17 protein-coding genes are annotated in these 16,055 nt (G+C 63.5%); 3 read left to right on the top strand and 14 right to left on the bottom strand.

Going from position 1 to position 16,055, the window contains the following annotated elements; translation table 11 throughout:
• Window positions 1–8 precede the first annotated feature (8 nt).
• The 11 genes from ABRP30_RS19540 to ccoN (ABRP30_RS19490) form a co-directional block, all read right to left on the bottom strand.
• The gene (locus ABRP30_RS19540) at window positions 9–2,453 is read right to left on the bottom strand and encodes a heavy metal translocating P-type ATPase (protein ID WP_349976127.1); all 2,445 of its coding nucleotides are present in this window, start codon (window positions 2,451–2,453) and stop codon (window positions 9–11) included.
• Between the two features lie 39 nt (window positions 2,454–2,492).
• A complete protein-coding gene (locus ABRP30_RS19535; RefSeq protein ID WP_349976126.1) occupies window positions 2,493–3,020 on the bottom strand; it encodes a FixH family protein in 528 nt (175 codons plus the stop codon).
• 15 nt (window positions 3,021–3,035) lie between these two features.
• Window positions 3,036–4,451, bottom strand: coding sequence for a cytochrome c oxidase accessory protein CcoG (gene ccoG / locus ABRP30_RS19530; RefSeq protein WP_349976124.1), 1,416 nt, complete (start codon window positions 4,449–4,451; stop codon window positions 3,036–3,038).
• A 307-nt stretch (window positions 4,452–4,758) separates the two neighbouring features.
• Entirely contained in the window at window positions 4,759–5,739 is a 981-nt protein-coding gene (gene ccoP / locus ABRP30_RS19525) for a cytochrome-c oxidase, cbb3-type subunit III (RefSeq protein WP_241804496.1), read from the bottom strand.
• The gene (locus ABRP30_RS19520; RefSeq protein WP_012315408.1) at window positions 5,736–5,933 is read right to left on the bottom strand and encodes a CcoQ/FixQ family Cbb3-type cytochrome c oxidase assembly chaperone; all 198 of its coding nucleotides are present in this window, start codon (window positions 5,931–5,933) and stop codon (window positions 5,736–5,738) included. Before ABRP30_RS19520 ends, ccoP (ABRP30_RS19525) begins: the two co-directional genes overlap by 4 nt.
• Window positions 5,934–5,938: 5 nt before the next feature.
• Window positions 5,939–6,547 (bottom strand): cytochrome-c oxidase, cbb3-type subunit II, encoded by a 609-nt coding sequence (gene ccoO, locus ABRP30_RS19515; RefSeq protein WP_012315407.1) that lies wholly within the window; start codon window positions 6,545–6,547, stop codon window positions 5,939–5,941.
• Window positions 6,547–7,989 carry a cytochrome-c oxidase, cbb3-type subunit I gene (ccoN, locus tag ABRP30_RS19510; RefSeq protein WP_241804494.1) on the bottom strand — a complete coding sequence of 481 codons (1,443 nt, stop codon included), beginning with the start codon at window positions 7,987–7,989 and terminating at the stop codon, window positions 6,547–6,549. Before ccoN (ABRP30_RS19510) ends, ccoO (ABRP30_RS19515) begins: the two co-directional genes overlap by 1 nt.
• A gap of 366 nt (window positions 7,990–8,355) precedes the next feature.
• Entirely contained in the window at window positions 8,356–9,297 is a 942-nt protein-coding gene (gene ccoP / locus ABRP30_RS19505; protein WP_349976123.1) for a cytochrome-c oxidase, cbb3-type subunit III, read from the bottom strand.
• Window positions 9,294–9,485 (bottom strand): CcoQ/FixQ family Cbb3-type cytochrome c oxidase assembly chaperone, encoded by a 192-nt coding sequence (locus ABRP30_RS19500; protein ID WP_012315404.1) that lies wholly within the window; start codon window positions 9,483–9,485, stop codon window positions 9,294–9,296. Before ABRP30_RS19500 ends, ccoP (ABRP30_RS19505) begins: the two co-directional genes overlap by 4 nt.
• A gap of 5 nt (window positions 9,486–9,490) precedes the next feature.
• On the bottom strand, window positions 9,491–10,099 hold the full coding sequence (gene ccoO, locus ABRP30_RS19495; protein ID WP_241804492.1) for a cytochrome-c oxidase, cbb3-type subunit II: 609 nt from the start codon (window positions 10,097–10,099) through the stop codon (window positions 9,491–9,493).
• Between the two features lie 13 nt (window positions 10,100–10,112).
• Window positions 10,113–11,537 carry a cytochrome-c oxidase, cbb3-type subunit I gene (gene ccoN / locus ABRP30_RS19490; RefSeq protein ID WP_267817551.1) on the bottom strand — a complete coding sequence of 475 codons (1,425 nt, stop codon included), beginning with the start codon at window positions 11,535–11,537 and terminating at the stop codon, window positions 10,113–10,115.
• A gap of 49 nt (window positions 11,538–11,586) precedes the next feature.
• Here ccoN (ABRP30_RS19490) and ABRP30_RS19485 point away from each other — a divergent pair, with 49 nt between their 5' ends.
• On the top strand, window positions 11,587–12,279 hold the full coding sequence (locus tag ABRP30_RS19485; RefSeq protein WP_349976122.1) for an alpha/beta family hydrolase: 693 nt from the start codon (window positions 11,587–11,589) through the stop codon (window positions 12,277–12,279).
• Between the two features lie 113 nt (window positions 12,280–12,392).
• Here ABRP30_RS19485 and ABRP30_RS19480 read toward each other — a convergent pair whose 3' ends face one another.
• Together ABRP30_RS19480 and ABRP30_RS19475 are read right to left on the bottom strand one after the other, a co-directional pair.
• Complete coding sequence (locus tag ABRP30_RS19480) at window positions 12,393–12,677, bottom strand: pyrimidine/purine nucleoside phosphorylase (protein ID WP_012315400.1); 285 nt, start codon at window positions 12,675–12,677, stop codon at window positions 12,393–12,395.
• Window positions 12,678–12,767: 90 nt separating this feature from the next.
• Complete coding sequence (locus ABRP30_RS19475; RefSeq protein ID WP_267817546.1) at window positions 12,768–13,313, bottom strand: exonuclease domain-containing protein; 546 nt, start codon at window positions 13,311–13,313, stop codon at window positions 12,768–12,770.
• 163 nt (window positions 13,314–13,476) lie between these two features.
• Between ABRP30_RS19475 and ABRP30_RS19470 the strand changes: the two genes are divergently transcribed.
• Together ABRP30_RS19470 and ABRP30_RS19465 are read left to right on the top strand one after the other, a co-directional pair.
• Window positions 13,477–14,277 (top strand): ABC transporter substrate-binding protein, encoded by an 801-nt coding sequence (locus ABRP30_RS19470; RefSeq protein WP_241804488.1) that lies wholly within the window; start codon window positions 13,477–13,479, stop codon window positions 14,275–14,277.
• Window positions 14,278–14,340: 63 nt separating this feature from the next.
• Complete coding sequence (locus ABRP30_RS19465; RefSeq protein ID WP_349976121.1) at window positions 14,341–15,354, top strand: GNAT family N-acetyltransferase; 1,014 nt, start codon at window positions 14,341–14,343, stop codon at window positions 15,352–15,354.
• Between the two features lie 102 nt (window positions 15,355–15,456).
• On the opposite strand, the gene ABRP30_RS19460 is transcribed toward ABRP30_RS19465, so the two are convergent.
• Window positions 15,457–15,987 (bottom strand): RNA polymerase factor sigma-70, encoded by a 531-nt coding sequence (locus ABRP30_RS19460; protein WP_241804486.1) that lies wholly within the window; start codon window positions 15,985–15,987, stop codon window positions 15,457–15,459.
• Between the last annotated feature and the right edge of the window lie 68 nt (window positions 15,988–16,055).

Genomic DNA, 16,055 nt, shown 5'->3' with positions numbered 1-16,055 from the left:
GCTCCTGATCAGGCAATGGCAGGTTGTGGGGCGCTGGCCCTGGCCGCCACGCCAGGCAGCCGGGTCAGGCGCAGGGCATTGAGGACCACGATCAGCGAGCTGACCGACATGCCGACAGCGGCCCATACCGGGGTGATCCAGCCGAGCGCGGCGAACGGCAGCATGAGGCCATTATACAGGGTCGCCCAAAGCAGGTTCTCAAGGATGTTGCGGCGGGTGCGGCGGGCCAGGTCGAAGGCATGTACCAGCGCTTGCAGGCGGTTGCTCAGCAGCACGGCATCGGCACTGGTCTTGGCAAGGTCGGTGGCACTGCCCATGGCAATGCTGATATCAGCGGCGGCCAGCACCGGCACATCGTTGACCCCGTCACCCAGCATCAGCACCTTGCGCCCGGCGGTCTGCAGGGCCTTGAGCCGGTCCAGCTTGTCGTCCGGGCGCAGGCCGCCAATGGCCTGGTCGATACCCAGCTGGGCGGCCACCTCGGCGACCATCGGCGAGCTGTCGCCCGACAGCAGCAGGGTGCGCCAGCCACGCGCCTTGCATGCCGCCAGCAGGGCAGGGGCGTCCTCGCGCAGGCGATCGTCCAGGCCGAACCAGGCCAGCGGGCCTTGGCGGTCGCCCAGCAGCAGCCATTGACCGCGAGGTTCCGGGACAGTCGGGATTTCCGCGCCGCTGAGGGCGCAAACGAATGTGGGCTGGCCGATGCGCAGGCGCTGCCCGCCGACCAGCCCTTCCAGGCCCAGCCCGGGCACCGTTTGCACCTCGTCCGCGGGCTCGGCATTGCGGCCGAAGGCGCGGGCGATGGGGTGTTCGGAACGGTTTTCCAGGGCGGCGGCAAGCGCCAGGCAGCGGTCGGCGGCCACCGCGCCCAACGGGCGAATGCTGCGCAGGGTCAGGCGGCCCTCGGTGAGCGTGCCGGTCTTGTCGAAAATGACCGTGTCGATTTGGTTGAGGCCTTCGAGCACGTGACCGCGGGTGACCAGCAGGCCGAGCTTGTGCAGCGTACCGGTGGCGGCGGTCAGTGCAGTAGGGGTGGCCAGCGAGAGCGCGCAGGGGCAGGTGGCTACCAGCATGGCCAGGACAATCCAGAACGCCCGTGTCGGGTCCAGGTGCCACCACCACAGGCCGATGACGATGGCGGCCACCAGCGTGAACAGCAAAAACCACTGCGAGGCACGGTCGGCAATCTGCGCCAGGCGTGGTTTTTCCGTCTGCGCGCGTTCCAGCAGGCGGACGATGGCCGACAGTCGCGACGCCTGGCCGAGTGCTTCGATTTCCACGTTCAGCAGGCTTTCGACATTCAGGGTGCCGCCGGTGACCCGATCGCCGACCCGCCGCGGTTGCGGCAGGTACTCACCGGTCAACAGCGACTCGTCGACGCTGGAACGGCCCTCGACAATGCGCCCGTCAGCCGGGATCACCGCACCGGGCAGCACCTGCACGGTGTCGCCGCAGTGCAGTTCGCTGAGCAGGATGCGCTCGCTGCGGCCAAGGCTGTCCAGGCGCAGGCAGGAGGCCGGCAGCAGGTTGACCAGTTGCGCAGTGGCCGCCGCCGTGCGCTCTCGGGCGCGGCGTTCAAGGTAGCGGCCGGTGAGCAGGAACAGTGCGAACATGCCCACGGTGTCGAAATACAGCTCGCCACTGCCGGTAACGGCTGTCCAGATGCCGGCACCGAAGGCCAGGGCGATGGCCAGCGATACCGACACGTCCATGGTCAGGTGGCGGGTGCGCAGGTCGCGGGCAGCCCCTTTGAAGAACGGCGCGCAGCTGTAGAACACGATCGGGATGGTAAGAAACAGCGCCACCCAGCGCAGGATGGTGTGCAGCTCGGGCGACAGGTCGATGTTGAATTCCGGCCAGGTGGCCATGGTGGCCATCATTGCCTGGAACCACAGCAGCCCGGCCACGCCCAGCCTGCGCAAGGCACTTCGGTTTTCTCGGGCCAGTTGTTCGGCGGCCTGGTCGGGTTGGTAAGGGTGGGCGGCGTAGCCGATCTGGCGCAGCTCGGCCAACAATCGCGAGAGCGGCAGGCGTTGGTCTTCCCAGCTGAGCAGCAGGCGATGGTTGGACAGGTTAAGGCGTGCGTCGGCCACCCCGGGCAGGTTGCGCAAGTGCTTTTCGATCAGCCAGCCGCAGGCGGCGCAGCTGATGCCTTCGACCAGCAGGGTGGTTTCGGCCAGCTCGCCCTGGTGGTGGACGAAGGTTTTTTGCACGTCGCTACGGTCGTACAGGGCCAGTTCGTCCTGCAACTGCTTGGGCAGGGCCTCGGGGTTGGCGCTGTTTTCGCTGCGGTGCTGGTAGTAGTGTTCCAGGCCACCGGCGACGATTGCCTCGGCCACGGCCTGGCAGCCGGGGCAGCAGAACTGCCGGGGCTGACCAAGGACCATGGCGGTGAAGCGGCTGCCAGTGGGGACGGGCAGGGCGCAGTGGTAGCAGGGGGTGGGCTGGGTCATCACATCATTGCCTTGCATATAGGGCTGGCCGGCGCGTGGCTACAGGTGTTCAGCGCCCTGGATTGCTTCATCACCCAGCTGCAAGGTCACACCGTGCGCCACCTTTTCCTCCTCGAACAAGCGCCACACCTGGCCGTTTTCGCTACCCAGCAGTTCGACGAAGCGGCGCCCGTCGACCTTGTCCTCCAGCTGCCCCACATAGCGCCCCGCCTCGACCCGGCTCAGCAGCACCTTGCGGTCCTTCTCTGGCTGGGTGGGGGAAATCAGGTTCAGCTCCAGGCGCTTCGGGTCGCTGCTACCGGTCAGGCGCAGGTCCACTCCGCCCGTCAGTTCGTCCAGGTGCACGCTGGCCTGCAAACCCAGGTTGTGCGCCAGCAACTCACGGTCCAGCGAGCGGTTGATGCCTTTGCCGGCTTCGTAGTAGTTGTCGTTGACCAGGTTGTCCGGGTTGTTCACGGCGATGCTGACCATGGTCAGGCTCAGGCACACCGAGGTGGTGAGGATGCCGATGATGATCCAGGGCCAGAGGTGCTTGTACCAGGGGCTGGTGGCGGTGGCGGCAGGCATGGTTCGCGTTCTCTCTCAGCGGATCTGTGGGCCGATGAAGCGGCTCTTGGCTTGGACCTCGGCAGCGCTGTCATCGGCGCTTTTGAGGGTGAAGGTGATTTCGTTGGTGGTCGAAGGCAGTTTTTCGGGGGCGACCGACAACTGCACCGGCAGGCTGACGATATCGCCGGCGGCCACGCGGATTTCCCGCTGGCCTTCGAGCCGCAGGTCAGGCAGGCCGGCGGCGTCCAGCACGTAGACGTGGTCACGCTGGTCCTTGTTCATGACCTTGAGGCTGTACACGTTCTCGATCCGGCCCTGGGCGTTCTCGCGGTACAGCACGCGGTCCTTGCTGACGTCGAAGCCCACCAGCGAGCGGGTGGCGAAGGCGGTGGCCAAGGCGCCGATCATCACCAGCAGCACCAGCGCGTAGCCGATCAGCCTTGGGCGCAGCATGTGGGTTTTCTGCCCCGACAGGTTGTGCTCGGTGGTATAGCTGATCAGGCCTTTGGGGTAGTTCATCTTGTCCATGATGCTGTCGCACGCGTCGATGCAGGCAGCGCAGCCGATGCACTCGATCTGCAAGCCATCGCGGATGTCGATGCCGGTGGGGCAGACCTGTACGCACATGGTGCAGTCGATGCAGTCGCCGAGGCCCTGGGCCTTGTAGTCCGTGTCCTTCTTGCGCGGGCCGCGGGTTTCGCCGCGGCGCGGGTCGTAGGAGACGATCAGTGTGTCCTTGTCGAACATCACGCTCTGGAAGCGGGCGTAGGGGCACATGTACACGCACACCTGCTCGCGCAACCAGCCGGCGTTGCCGTAGGTGGCCAGGGTGAAAAAGCCGACCCAGAAGTAGGCCCAGCCATCGGCCTGGCCGGTGAAGAATTCGATGACCAGTTCGCGAATCGGCGAGAAGTAGCCGACGAAGGTCATGCCGGTGACGAAACCGATCAGCAGCCACAGGCTGTGCTTGGTGAATTTGCGCACGAACTTGTTGGCACTCATCGGGGCCCGGTCAAGCTTCATGCGCTGGTTGCGGTCGCCTTCGGTGACCTTTTCGCACCACATGAAGATCCATGTCCACACGCTTTGCGGGCAGGTGTAGCCGCACCACACGCGGCCGGCGTACACGGTGACGAAGAACAGGCCAAAGGCGGCGACTATCAGGATGCCCGAGAGCAGGATGAAGTCTTGCGGCCAGATGGTGGTGCCGAAGATGTAGAACTTGCGCTCAGGCAGGTTCCACCATACCGCCTGATGCCCGCCCCAGTTCAGCCACACCGTGCCGAAGTACAGAATGAACAGCGCTGCCCCGCCGACCATCCGCAACCTGCGGAACAGGCCGGTGAAGGCGCGGGTGTAGATTTTCTCGCGAGAGGCGTAGAGGTCGACGGAATCCTTCCCTTTGCTGGCAGGCGGGGTGACGTCATGTACCGGAATGTGCTTGCTCATCATCAAGTCCCACGGCAGTGGAGAAATGCCGCGGCCAGTGCGTGCCGGCCGCAGTCTCGCGCATTCTGCTAGCGCTGCGACCCATGATACGCCGCTGATGGCACGCCGGGGTCGATCTGCGACCTTTAGTCGCGTTGGTTTCGTGGTGTTTATCGTGTTAAGGCGGGTGTCAATTGATCCAGGTCATGCGGCGCTGAATCTACCGGCGCTATCGCCGGCTAGCCGGCCCCCACAGCGGCCCCAGCGAACCTGAGTTCACGGGGTGACTGTGGCAGCCGGCATGCCGGCGATAGCGACAGTGCAGGCCTCACTCGGCCTTTTCAGGCTCCTGCCCTTGATGCGACAGGCTGTACACATAAGCCGCCAGCAGGTGCACTTTGTCATTGCCCTGCAGTTGCTCCTGCGCCGGCATCTGGCCCTGGCGGCCATAACGGATGGTCTGTTGCAATTGAGCGAAGCTCGAACCGTAGATGAATGCCTGCGGGTGGGTCAGGTTCGGCGCTCCCATGGCGGGTGTGCCCTTGCCTTCAGGGCCATGGCACGCCACGCAATTGGCGGCGAAGATCTTCTGCCCGTTCTCGACATCGGCCTTGGCCCCCTCGGGCAGGCTGCGGCCATCGAGCTTGCTGATCACGAAGGCTGACACGTCGGCCACACCTTGTTCGCCAATCACTTGCGCCCATGCCGGCATCACGCCATGGCGGCCGCCCATGATGGTGGCCTTGATGGTCTCCGGCTCGCCACCCCAACGCCAGTCGTTGTCGGTGAGGTTGGGGAAGCCATAGGCGCCCTTGGCGTCGGAGCCGTGGCACACCGAGCAGTTGGAAGCGAACAGCCGCGCACCCATCTTCAGTGCTTGCGGCTGCTTGGCCACTTCCTCGATAGGCATGGCCGCGTACTTGGCGAAGATCGGCCCGAAGCGGGCATCGGCCTTGGCCATTTCCTTCTCCCACTCGTGTACGCCGGTCCAGCCGGGCTGACCGTTGGTGAACTCGGTCTGCTTGTCGTTATCCAGGTACGAATACCCTGGCAACACGCCTTTCCAGTTGCCCAGGCCCGGGTACAGCACCAGGTAGCCGAGGGCAAAGATGATGGTGCCGACGAACAGCCAGAACCACCATTTGGGCAGCGGGTTGTCGTATTCCTCGATGCCATCGAAGGCATGCCCGACGGTTTCGTCGGTGACCTCTTCGCGCTGGCCCTTGCGGGTCGACAGCAGCAGCCAGGTCAATGCGAAGATGGTGCCCAGGGTCAGGACGGTGACGTACAGACTCCAGAAGGTTGTCATTGTTGTTTGCTCCCAGAAGCTTTTGCTTGCGCTTGCTCGACGTGCGTTTTGGCCTCGGGGTCATCGGCGAACGGCAGTTGGGTCGCCTCGTCGAACTCCTGCTTGCGCCGTGGGTTGAACACCCACAGCGCCAGGCCCACGAAGGCCACCATCACCACGACGGTGCCCAGGCCGCGAATCATCCCGATATCCATCAGCGTCACCGTTTGCTTTTGATGATGGTGCCAAGACCCTGCAGGTACGCGACCAGTGCGTCCATTTCGGTCTTGCCCTTGACCGCGTCGCGGGCACCGGCGATGTCGGCATCGGTGTACGGCGTGCCAAGGGTACGCAGCACTTCCAGCTTCTTCGCGGTGTCCTTGCCGTCGAGCGTGTTCTCCACCAGCCACGGGTAGGCCGGCATTTTCGACTCCGGCACTACGTTGCGCGGGTTGTACAGGTGTGCGCGGTGCCAGTCATCGGAGTAGCGGCCACCGACGCGGGCCAGGTCCGGGCCAGTGCGCTTGGAGCCCCACAGGAACGGGTGGTCCCACACGCTTTCACCAGCCACCGAGTAGTGGCCGTAGCGCTCGGTTTCGGCGCGGAACGGGCGGATCATCTGCGAGTGGCAGCCTACGCAACCTTCGCGGATGTAGATGTCGCGGCCTTCGACTTCCAGCGCGGTGCGCGGCTTCATGCCTTCGACGGGTTTGTTGGTGACGTCCTGGAAGAACAGCGGGACGATCTGGGTGAGGCCACCGACGCTCACGGCGATGACCATGAAGAAGGCCAGCAGGCCGATGTTCTTCTCGACAGCTTCATGCTTCATCAGTGGGCTCCCACAACGACGATCTTGGCGGCTTCATCCGCTTCTGCCGGGTTGGCGGCGCGTACGGTACGCAGCACGTTGTAAGCCATCAGCAGCATGCCGGAGGCGAAGAACGCACCGCCCAGTGCGCGGACGATGTAGCCCGGGTGGCTGGCCTGCAACGCTTCGACGAAGGAGTAGGTCAGCGTGCCGTCATCGTTGATGGCGCGCCACATCAGGCCTTGGGTGATGCCGTTGACCCACATCGAGGCGATGTACAGCACGGTGCCGATGGTCGCCAGCCAGAAGTGCGCGTTGATCAGGCCCACGCTGTGCATCTGTTCACGGCCATACAGGCGCGGGATCATGTGGTACACGGCGCCGATCGAGATCATCGCCACCCAGCCGAGCGCGCCGGCATGTACGTGGCCGATGGTCCAGTCGGTGTAGTGCGACAGCGAGTTCACGGTCTTGATGGCCATCATCGGGCCTTCGAAGGTGGACATGCCGTAGAACGCCAGGGATACCACGAGGAAGCGCAGGATCGGGTCGGTGCGCAGTTTGTGCCAGGCGCCGGACAGCGTCATCATGCCGTTGATCATGCCGCCCCAGCTCGGTGCCAGGAGGATGATCGACATCACCATGCCCAGCGATTGCGCCCAGTCGGGCAGCGCGGTGTAGTGCAGGTGGTGCGGGCCTGCCCAGATGTACAGGGTGATCAGCGCCCAGAAGTGGACGATCGACAGGCGATACGAGTAGATCGGCCGCTCGGCCTGCTTGGGCACGAAGTAGTACATCATCCCCAGAAAGCCGGTGGTGAGGAAGAAGCCCACGGCGTTATGGCCGTACCACCACTGGATCATGGCGTCGGTGGCGCCGGAGTAGGCCGAGTACGACTTGAACAGGCTCACCGGCAGCGAGATGTGGTTGACGATGTGCAGCATCGCGGTAACCACGATGAAGGCGCCATAGAACCAGTTGCCGACGTAGATGTGCTTGGTCTTGCGCTTGACGATGGTGCCGAAGAACACCAGCCCGTAGGTGACCCAGACGATGGCCAGCAGGATCGCCAGTGGCCACTCGAGCTCGGCGTATTCCTTGGTGGTGGTGTAGCCCATCGGCAAGGTGATCAGCGCGCCGACGATGACGGCCTGCCAACCCCAGAAGGTGAAGGCGGCCATGCTGTCGGAGATCAGCCGGGTTTGGCAGGTTCGCTGCACCACGTAGTAGCTGGTGCCGAACAACGCACAGCCGCCGAAGGCGAAGATAACCAGGTTGGTGTGCAAGGGGCGCAGGCGGCCGAAGCTGGTCCAGGGCAGGTCCAGGTTCAGTTGCGGCCACACCAGCTGCGAGGCGATGAAAACGCCCAGGCCCATGCCAAGGATCCCCCAGACCACCGTCATGATGGCGAACTGGCGGACGACCTTATAGTTATAAGCAGTCGGACTGATTGCTGTGCTCATTCTAAGGTTCCACGGTTTTGGTGTTCTTGTTGGTTGAAAAATCGGCGCCAGTATCGATAACCGCCAGGGTTATGGCAACGCAAGGAGCCCTGCGCCGACCCGTGTCCGGGCCCTTTTGCCGGTGTCCCACGGCAGTAGGGTCTGGGCGATTGTACACAAATAAATATTTGTAATGTGTACCGTTTTTCGCCTTTTTCTGATCGATCGGTCAAGCTTTTTTTGCGGGCGGTGTCAGGCGATGCACCGCGTCTGCTGCGCTGGATCGACAGCGAAGGCAACTGTGCCAACAAGCTTAGTTCTGTTCGGAGGGGGTGCAAGGCGGGGGCGGGGCGGGGAATGCCGGGGCCGCTTTGCGGCCCCGGGGTGTTACTTGGCAGTCACGGTTTCAGTCATACCACCTTGCGAAAGGCTGTACACATAAGCGGCCAGCAGATGCACCTTGTCATTGCCCTGAATTTCCGCCTGGGCGGGCATCTGCCCCTGGCGGCCATAGCGAATGGTCTGCTGCAGCTGGGCAAAGCTCGAACCGTAGATGAACGCCTGCGGATGGTTCAAGTTTGGCGCGCCCATGGCCGGGGTGCCATTGCCCTCGGGCCCGTGGCAGGCCACGCAGTTGCCGGCGAAAATCTCCTTGCCCCGGGCCACATCAGCCTTGGCCCCTTCCGGCAGGCTGCGGCCATCAAGGTTCGTCAGCACATAGGCGGCTACATCCGCCACGCCCTGTTCGCCGATCACCTCAGCCCAGGCCGGCATCACGCCGTGGCGTCCATTCATGATCGACGCCTTGATGGTTTCGGGCTCGCCACCCCAGCGCCAGTCGTTGTCGGTCAGGTTGGGAAAACCATAGGCGCCTTTGGCATCCGAGCCGTGGCACACCGAGCAGTTGGAAGCGAACAGACGGCCGCCCATCTTCAAGGCCTGCGGGTCCTTGGCCACTTCCTCGACCGGCATGGCGGCGTACTTGGCGAAGATCGGGCCGAACCGGGCGTCGGCCTTGTCCATTTCTTTCTGCCATTCGTTCGCGCCGGTCCAACCGTTCTCGTAGCCGGGCAGAACGCCCTTCCAGTTGCCCAGGCCCGGGTAGAGAATCAGATAGCCCACGGCGAACACCAGGGTGCCGACGAACAGCCAGAACCACCACTTGGGCAGCGGATTGTCGTACTCCTCGATGCCGTCGAAGCTGTGCCCCATGGTCTGGTCGGTGGTGTTGCTGCTCTGGCCCTTGCGGGTCGACAGCAGCAGCCAGGTCAGGCCGATCAGGCTGCCGATGGTCAGTACGCAGATGTACGTACTCCAGAAGGTAGTCATTGGGGATTACTCCTCATGCCAGTGTCCTGCCCGGCAGGGGGCAGGCGGTCGTCGACGAAGGGCAGCAGGCGCGCTTCGGCGAAATCATGGTCGCGGCGGCGGTTGAAAACCCACAGCGACAGGCCGATGAAGGCAATCATCACCACCAGGGTGCCCACGCCACGGATCATGCCGATATCCATTTCCATCGCTCTTACCTCTTGTTCTTGATCGCGGTGCCGAGCACCTGCAGGTAGGCGACCAGGGCGTCCATTTCGGTCTTGCCTTTGACTGCATCACGCGCACCGGCAATGTCCTGGTCGGTGTATGGCACCCCCAGCGTGCGCAGGGTGCGCATCTTGGTGTCGGTGTGGCTGTTGTCGACCTGCTGGCCGACCAGCCATGGGTAGGACGGCATCTTCGACTCCGGTACCACGTTGCGCGGGTTGTACAGGTGGGCGCGGTGCCAGTCGTCGGAGTAGCGCCCACCGACCCGGGCCAGGTCCGGGCCGGTGCGTTTTGAGCCCCACAGGAACGGGTGGTCCCACACGCTTTCACCCGCGACCGAATAGTGGCCGTAGCGCTCGGTCTCGGCGCGGAATGGGCGGATCATCTGCGAGTGGCAGCCCACGCAACCTTCGCGGATGTAGATGTCGCGGCCTTCAAGCTGCAGCGCGGTGTAAGGCTTCATGCCTTCGACCGGCTTGTTGGTGACGTCCTGGAAGAACAGCGGGACGATCTGGGTCAGGCCGCCGATGCTGACGGCGAACACCATCAACAGGGCCAGCAGGCCAACGTTTTTCTCGATGACTTCATGTTTCATAAGGCAAGTCTCCTCAGGCCAGCTGGGCGTTGGCAGGGGCGGCCTCGGCGGCCGGTGCACGGATGGTGCGCCAGGTGTTCCAGGCCATCAGGAACATGCCACTGAGGAAGATCGCGCCACCGACGAAACGCACGATGAAGCCCGGGTGGCTGGCCACCAGGGTTTCCACGAACGAGTAGGTGAGCGTGCCGTCGCTGTTCACCGCGCGCCACATCAGGCCCTGGGCGATGCCGTTGACCCACATCGAGGCGATGTACAGCACGGTGCCGATGGTGGCCAGCCAGAAGTGCGCGTTGATCAGGCCGATGCTGTACATGCGTGCCTTGCCGAACACTTGCGGGATGGTGTGGTAAAGCGCGCCGATCGAGATCATCGCCACCCAGCCGAGGGCGCCGGCATGCACGTGGCCGATGGTCCAGTCGGTGTAGTGGGACAGGGCGTTGACCGTCTTGATGGCCATCATCGGGCCTTCGAAGGTGGACATGCCGTAGAACGCCAGGGATACCACGAGAAAGCGCAGGATCGGGTCGCTGCGCAGTTTGTGCCAGGCGCCGGACAGGGTCATCATGCCGTTGATCATGCCGCCCCAGCTGGGGGCCAGCAGGATCAGCGACATCACCATGCCCAGCGACTGCGCCCAGTCGGGCAGCGCGGTGTAGTGCAGGTGATGGGGGCCTGCCCAGATGTACAGGGTGATCAGCGCCCAGAAGTGCACGATCGACAGGCGATAGGAATACACCGGGCGCTCGGCCTGCTTGGGCACGTAGTAGTACATCATCCCCAGGAAGCCTGCAGTGAGGAAGAAGCCCACGGCGTTGTGGCCGTACCACCACTGCACCATGGCGTCGGTGGCCCCCGCGTAGACTGAGTACGACTTGGTCAGGCTGACCGGCAGCTCCAGGTTGTTGATGATGTGCAGCATGGCCACGGTCAGGATGAAGGCGCCGAAGAACCAGTTGCCGACGTAGATATGCTTGGTGGTGCGCTTGATCAGGGTCCCGAAGAACACGATGGCGTAGCAGACCCAGACAATCGTGATCAGGATGTCGATCGGCCATTCCAGCTCGGCATATTCCTTGGAGCTGGTGTAACCCAGCGGCAGGGTGATGGCCGCCAGCAGGATGACCAGTTGCCAGCCCCAGAAGGTGAACGCGGCTAGGCCGGGTGCGAACAGGGTGGTCTGGCAGGTGCGTTGCACCGAATAATAGGAGGTGGCGAACAGTGCGCAGCCGCCGAACGCGAAGATCACCGCATTGGTATGCAGTGGGCGCAGACGGCCGAAGCTGGTCCAGGGGAGGTCGAAATTCAGGGAAGGCCAGGCGAGCTGGGCGGCGATGAAGACGCCGAGCCCCATCCCGACGATTCCCCACACCACCGTCATGATGGCGAATTGGCGGACCACCTTATAGTTATAGGCGGTACTGCTGGTTGTGTTCATGTATGGGTTCCCATCCACGGTTATTGGCAGGCTTTACAGCGAGGCAAGCATGATTAATGGGCAACGTGCCGGTATTGACGGGGATCAATGGGCGAAGATCGGAAATGTCCCAGGCTTGCACTGCAATCCGCCGCACACGCTGCAAGATGGCAGTGCGGCGGCGTGCCTGATCCTGGCCCATGGCGCTGGCGCGCCAATGGACAGCGGGTTCATGGACGAAATGGCGCAAAGGCTGGCGGCGCTTGGCGTCGGGGTGGTTCGCTTCGAGTTCCCCTACATGGCCGAGCGCAGGGCAGGGGGTGGCAAGCGGCCACCCAATCCACAGAAGGTGCTGCTCGAATGCTGGCGCGAGGTGTACCGGCAGGTGCGACCTTTGGTCACGGGCAAGCTGGCGATTGGCGGCAAGTCAATGGGCGGGCGCATGGCCAGCCTGCTGGCTGACGAGTTGGGTGCTGACGCGCTGGTGTGCCTGGGTTATCCGTTCTATGCCGTGGGCAAACCGGAAAAACCGAGGGTCGAGCATTTGGCGGGCTTGCAGACGCCGACGTTGATCGTGCAGGGCGAGCGGGATGCGCTGGGCAATCGTGAGGCGGTGCAGGGGTATGCGCTGTCACCGTCGATCGAGGTCAGCTGGCTGGTGGCAGGCGACCATGACCTGAAGCCGCTGAAAGCCTCGGGGTTCAGCCATGAGCAGCATTTGCAGGCGGCGGCTGAGCAGGTTGCGGAGTTTCTGTTGCGATAGCGTTGCCACCATCGCCGGCAAGCCGGCTCCCTCCAGGGTTAGCGCTGGCCTTGAGAGCAGCGCGGTAGCTGTGGGAGTCGGCTTGCCGGCGATGAGGCCGGTGCAGGCAGCGCTTAGTCGCGGTACTCGCACAGGTAGGCAGTGTCTACCGCTACCTTGAGCTGGAACTTGCTGTCGGCAGCCACATTGAACTTGTCGCCAGCGTTGAAGGTTTCCCAGTTGTCGCTGCCTGGCAGCTTGACGGTCAGCGCACCGGAAACCACGTGCATGATTTCGCGCTTGGCGGTGCCGAACTCGTATTCGCCCGGTGCCATGACACCGACGGTGGCCGGGCCTTCAGTGCCTTCGAAGGCGATCGACTTGACGGTACCATCGAAGTACTCGTTGACCTTGAACATGGGGCGACTCCTGAAAAAGAGGAATGAAAAAGGGCTGGCCAGTATGCCCAAGCCCATCCGCCTCGTCATCTGCTTTCAGGTGGCCTGCGCTCAAATGCCCGGCAGGCTCAAGGGCAATAGCCGCGCGGTATTGCGGGCATCCTCCAGCGCCCGGTGCTGTTGCCCGCAAAAGTGCATGCCGGCCAGTTGCAGGGCACCGTTCAGGCCCATCGGACGCTGCAGGTGACGAGCCTTGGCGAAGCGCTGCTTGAGGTTGATATGCGGCAGGTTGTGCAACAGGCTGTCGAGCTCATGTTGCTGCCATTCCTGAAGCAATTGCTGGCGATCGTAATCACCCCAGCTGACCCAGGCCTGCAATTGCCCACGGTGGTGCCCCAGCCAGCGCTCAAAACGCGCCCATACCTCGGGAAATGGCGCCGCGCTGTCCACGCTGGCCTGGCTGATATGAGTCAGTTCACGGCAGAACGGCGTCAGTTGCGGCCGCCGCCTGGGCCGCACGAAGCGCTGGAAGTGGTCCACTTCGCGGCCTTCACGGGTCACCAGGCTGGCGCCGATTTCAATGATTTCCATCTCCGTCACCGGCCAGCCACCGTCGTCGGTGGTGGCTTCCAGGTCGATTACCAACCAGTGGCCCATACCAGGCTCCCTCGCCATACATGCCAGAGCAGCGTAGCCAATGTCCGGCGTCACGGCATCCCCTGGCAAAATGCCCTCACTTTGGCATAACCAGCAGTTGTGCCTTGCCAGGAAAACGCCTAGCTTAGGCGCATCCAGGTATGAACCGTTATGAGTGTCCGTCTTGACTCCAGCGCCCGGCCTGAAGGCTTTGACCACCCTGTTGATGCTGGCCGCTGTATGGCTGGCGGCACCGGTCTGGGCAGCCGACGCCATCAAGGTGAAGATCGGTGCCGCGCATTTTCCGCCTTATACGGTGCGCCCCGAGCAGGGCGCGGACACCGGCTTGCTGCCGCAACTGGTCGACGCGTTGAACCGCCTGCAGCAAGACTATCGCTTCGTGCTGGTGCCCACATCGATCCAGCGGCGCTTTGGCGATTTCCAGCAAGGCCGCACCGACATGGCCATCTTCGAGAACCCGCAGTGGGGCTGGCAACGAATACCCCATCAGGCGGTGGACATGGGCCTGGAAGATGCCGAGGTGTTCGTGGCCAAGCAGGTCGATGGCCGTGACCAACGCTATTTCGATGACCTTGCCGGCAAGCGCCTGGCGCTGTTCAACGGTTACCACTATGCATTCGCCCGTTTCAACCCGGACCCCAACTACCTGCGCAAGGCCTACAACGCCACGCTGACCTATTCGCACGACAGCAACCTGCTGATGGTGCAGGCTGGCCGCGCCGACATCGCGCTGGTGACGCGCTCGTACCTCAGTGATTTCCTGGCGCGCAACCCGGCCAGCCAGGGCCAGCTGATCGCCTCCACGCGCATCGATCAGGTCTACCATCACTATGCGCTGCTGCGCCCCGGTGCGCCGATCAGCGACGCGCAGTTGGCCGCGTTGCTGCGCCGCCTGCGTGATACCGGCGAGCTGACCCGCATCTTCCAGCCTTACCAGATCACCGTCCAAGCCCCCCACGACTAAATTCCCCGATTGCAATGACGTTTTCAGAAGCGAGCCTTCAATTCATTTCTGTGAGCCCTGACCATGCCTTTCGATGCCGCTTCGCAGCCCTTGTCACAGCCCCGCTGGCGTAGCCTCAGCGCTGAAGAGGGCGACCTGTGCCTGAGCCTGACCCTGGAGGGCCGCCCGCTGATCCAGGTGCGCCTGGCGCCAGCCGCTACTCTGGCGGTGCATGTTGAACGCCTGTGCCCCGAGCGCCCGGAGCAGGCCCTGTGGGCCGCCTGTTATTGGTTGTTGTCGCGTGACCCAGCCTGCCAGCGCCTTGCCTGGCACCTGCCGAAGGCTGTCCCTGAGGCCCTCGTCAGTGGCCTGTTGCTCAGCACGCAGCAGCCAGGCGTGTACCTGTGCGAGCGCTCCATGTTCTGGCAGTCGCCACAGCCCTGGCTGGCGCAGCCGGTCAAGGGCGCATACCCGCAACAGATGCAGCTCAGCGATGGCAAGCGCCACCCGCGCCGGGCACCCAAGCCCCGTGGCGAGGTGTATCGGCGCTTCGATGCGCGCCTGGGCAGCTGGGTGTCGCTGCGCACCCTGGAGATCGACCAGGACCTGGAGCGCTTCAATCGTTGGCAGAACGATCCGCGTGTGGAGCAGTTCTGGCAGGAGGGCGGGTCGCTGGAGCAGCATCGGGAGTACCTGGCCAAGCTGCAAGCCGACCCGCACACCGTGACCTTGATCGGCTGCTTCGACGATCAGCCATTTGCCTACTTCGAGGCTTATTGGGCCAAGGAAGACCGCATCGCGCCGTTCTATCAGGCCGACGACTACGACCGTGGCATCCATATGCTGGTGGGTGAGCAGGCGCATCGGGGGCCGCACAAGGTCGCCAGCTGGCTGTCGGCGCTGGTGCACTACCTGTTTCTGGATGACCCGCGCACTCAGCGGGTGGTGGCCGAGCCCCGTGCCGACAACGGCAAGATGATCGGCTACATGCGGGACCAGTGCTTCCACTGCGACAAGGAGTTCGACTTCCCGCACAAACGTGCAGCGTTGATGATCCTGGGTCGGGAGCGGTTCTTCGACCGCTGCAGCCTGGCCTAGGCCTGGAGCGGCAAGCTGCAAGCTTCAAGCTGCAAGAGAAAAGCGGGTCGGCGCTGATCCATCTTGCAGCTTGCAGCTTGCAGCTTGCCGCTGGCAGCTGGGTCAGGCCTGGCGGCTGGCGGTTTTGCGGCAGTGCACCAGCGCATCACGGATCATGAAGTTGACCAGCGTCGGCGACACGCCCAGCTCCTTGGCGATGTCTTTTTGCGGCACACCGTGCAAACGGTACATCTCGAAAGCGTAACGGGTGCGCTGGGGCAGCTCGTTCAGCGCCTCGGCAATGTGCTCGAGGGCCGCCAGGTTGATGTGCGTCGCTTCGGGCGACGCGTTCTGGATGACCACGTTCAAGCCTTCCTCCTCGCTGCCCGAATACTTCAGCTCCATCGCCTGTTTGCGGTAATGGTCGATGGCCAGGTTGCGCACGATCTGGAACAGGTAGCTCAGCTGCGCCTTGAACGACGAGGTGATCTGCGGAGCGGCGCCGAGGCGGAAGAACGCGTCCTGCACCACGTCTTCGGCGCGTGAGCGGCAGCCGGTGATGCGCGCCGCGATCTTGACCAGGATGCTGCGATTGGCGACGAATGCCTGGAGTAATGGTGAATCGCACTTACTTGTGGATAGTTGTTCCGCCATGGAAATCACCTTGTCACAGAGAGGAATAGGAGCACCCCGCACAGGGAAGCTTCCTACGACGTGCGACA

It is taken from the genome of Pseudomonas sp. WHRI 8519, assembly GCF_040224055.2.
Lineage (GTDB): Bacteria > Pseudomonadota > Gammaproteobacteria > Pseudomonadales > Pseudomonadaceae > Aquipseudomonas > Aquipseudomonas putida_X.
This window is presented reverse-complemented; position numbering and strand designations above follow the sequence as displayed.

What these genes read in the sequence shown, in the direction of transcription:
- ABRP30_RS19540 (WP_349976127.1), bottom strand. Translation starts at nt 2,453, where the DNA reads ATGACCCAGCCCACCCCCTGCTACCACTGCGCCCTGCCCGTCCCCACT.
- ABRP30_RS19535 (WP_349976126.1), bottom strand. Translation starts at nt 3,020, where the DNA reads ATGCCTGCCGCCACCGCCACCAGCCCCTGGTACAAGCACCTCTGGCCC.
- ccoG (WP_349976124.1), bottom strand. Translation starts at nt 4,451, where the DNA reads ATGAGCAAGCACATTCCGGTACATGACGTCACCCCGCCTGCCAGCAAA.
- ccoP (WP_241804496.1), bottom strand. Translation starts at nt 5,739, where the DNA reads ATGACAACCTTCTGGAGTCTGTACGTCACCGTCCTGACCCTGGGCACC.
- ABRP30_RS19520 (WP_012315408.1), bottom strand. Translation starts at nt 5,933, where the DNA reads ATGGATATCGGGATGATTCGCGGCCTGGGCACCGTCGTGGTGATGGTG.
- ccoO (WP_012315407.1), bottom strand. Translation starts at nt 6,547, where the DNA reads ATGAAGCATGAAGCTGTCGAGAAGAACATCGGCCTGCTGGCCTTCTTC.
- ccoN (WP_241804494.1), bottom strand. Translation starts at nt 7,989, where the DNA reads ATGAGCACAGCAATCAGTCCGACTGCTTATAACTATAAGGTCGTCCGC.
- ccoP (WP_349976123.1), bottom strand. Translation starts at nt 9,297, where the DNA reads ATGACTACCTTCTGGAGTACGTACATCTGCGTACTGACCATCGGCAGC.
- ABRP30_RS19500 (WP_012315404.1), bottom strand. Translation starts at nt 9,485, where the DNA reads ATGGAAATGGATATCGGCATGATCCGTGGCGTGGGCACCCTGGTGGTG.
- ccoO (WP_241804492.1), bottom strand. Translation starts at nt 10,099, where the DNA reads ATGAAACATGAAGTCATCGAGAAAAACGTTGGCCTGCTGGCCCTGTTG.
- ccoN (WP_267817551.1), bottom strand. Translation starts at nt 11,537, where the DNA reads ATGAACACAACCAGCAGTACCGCCTATAACTATAAGGTGGTCCGCCAA.
- ABRP30_RS19485 (WP_349976122.1), top strand. Translation starts at nt 11,587, where the DNA reads ATGATTAATGGGCAACGTGCCGGTATTGACGGGGATCAATGGGCGAAG.
- ABRP30_RS19480 (WP_012315400.1), bottom strand. Translation starts at nt 12,677, where the DNA reads ATGTTCAAGGTCAACGAGTACTTCGATGGTACCGTCAAGTCGATCGCC.
- ABRP30_RS19475 (WP_267817546.1), bottom strand. Translation starts at nt 13,313, where the DNA reads ATGGGCCACTGGTTGGTAATCGACCTGGAAGCCACCACCGACGACGGT.
- ABRP30_RS19465 (WP_349976121.1), top strand. Translation starts at nt 14,341, where the DNA reads ATGCCTTTCGATGCCGCTTCGCAGCCCTTGTCACAGCCCCGCTGGCGT.
- ABRP30_RS19460 (WP_241804486.1), bottom strand. Translation starts at nt 15,987, where the DNA reads ATGGCGGAACAACTATCCACAAGTAAGTGCGATTCACCATTACTCCAG.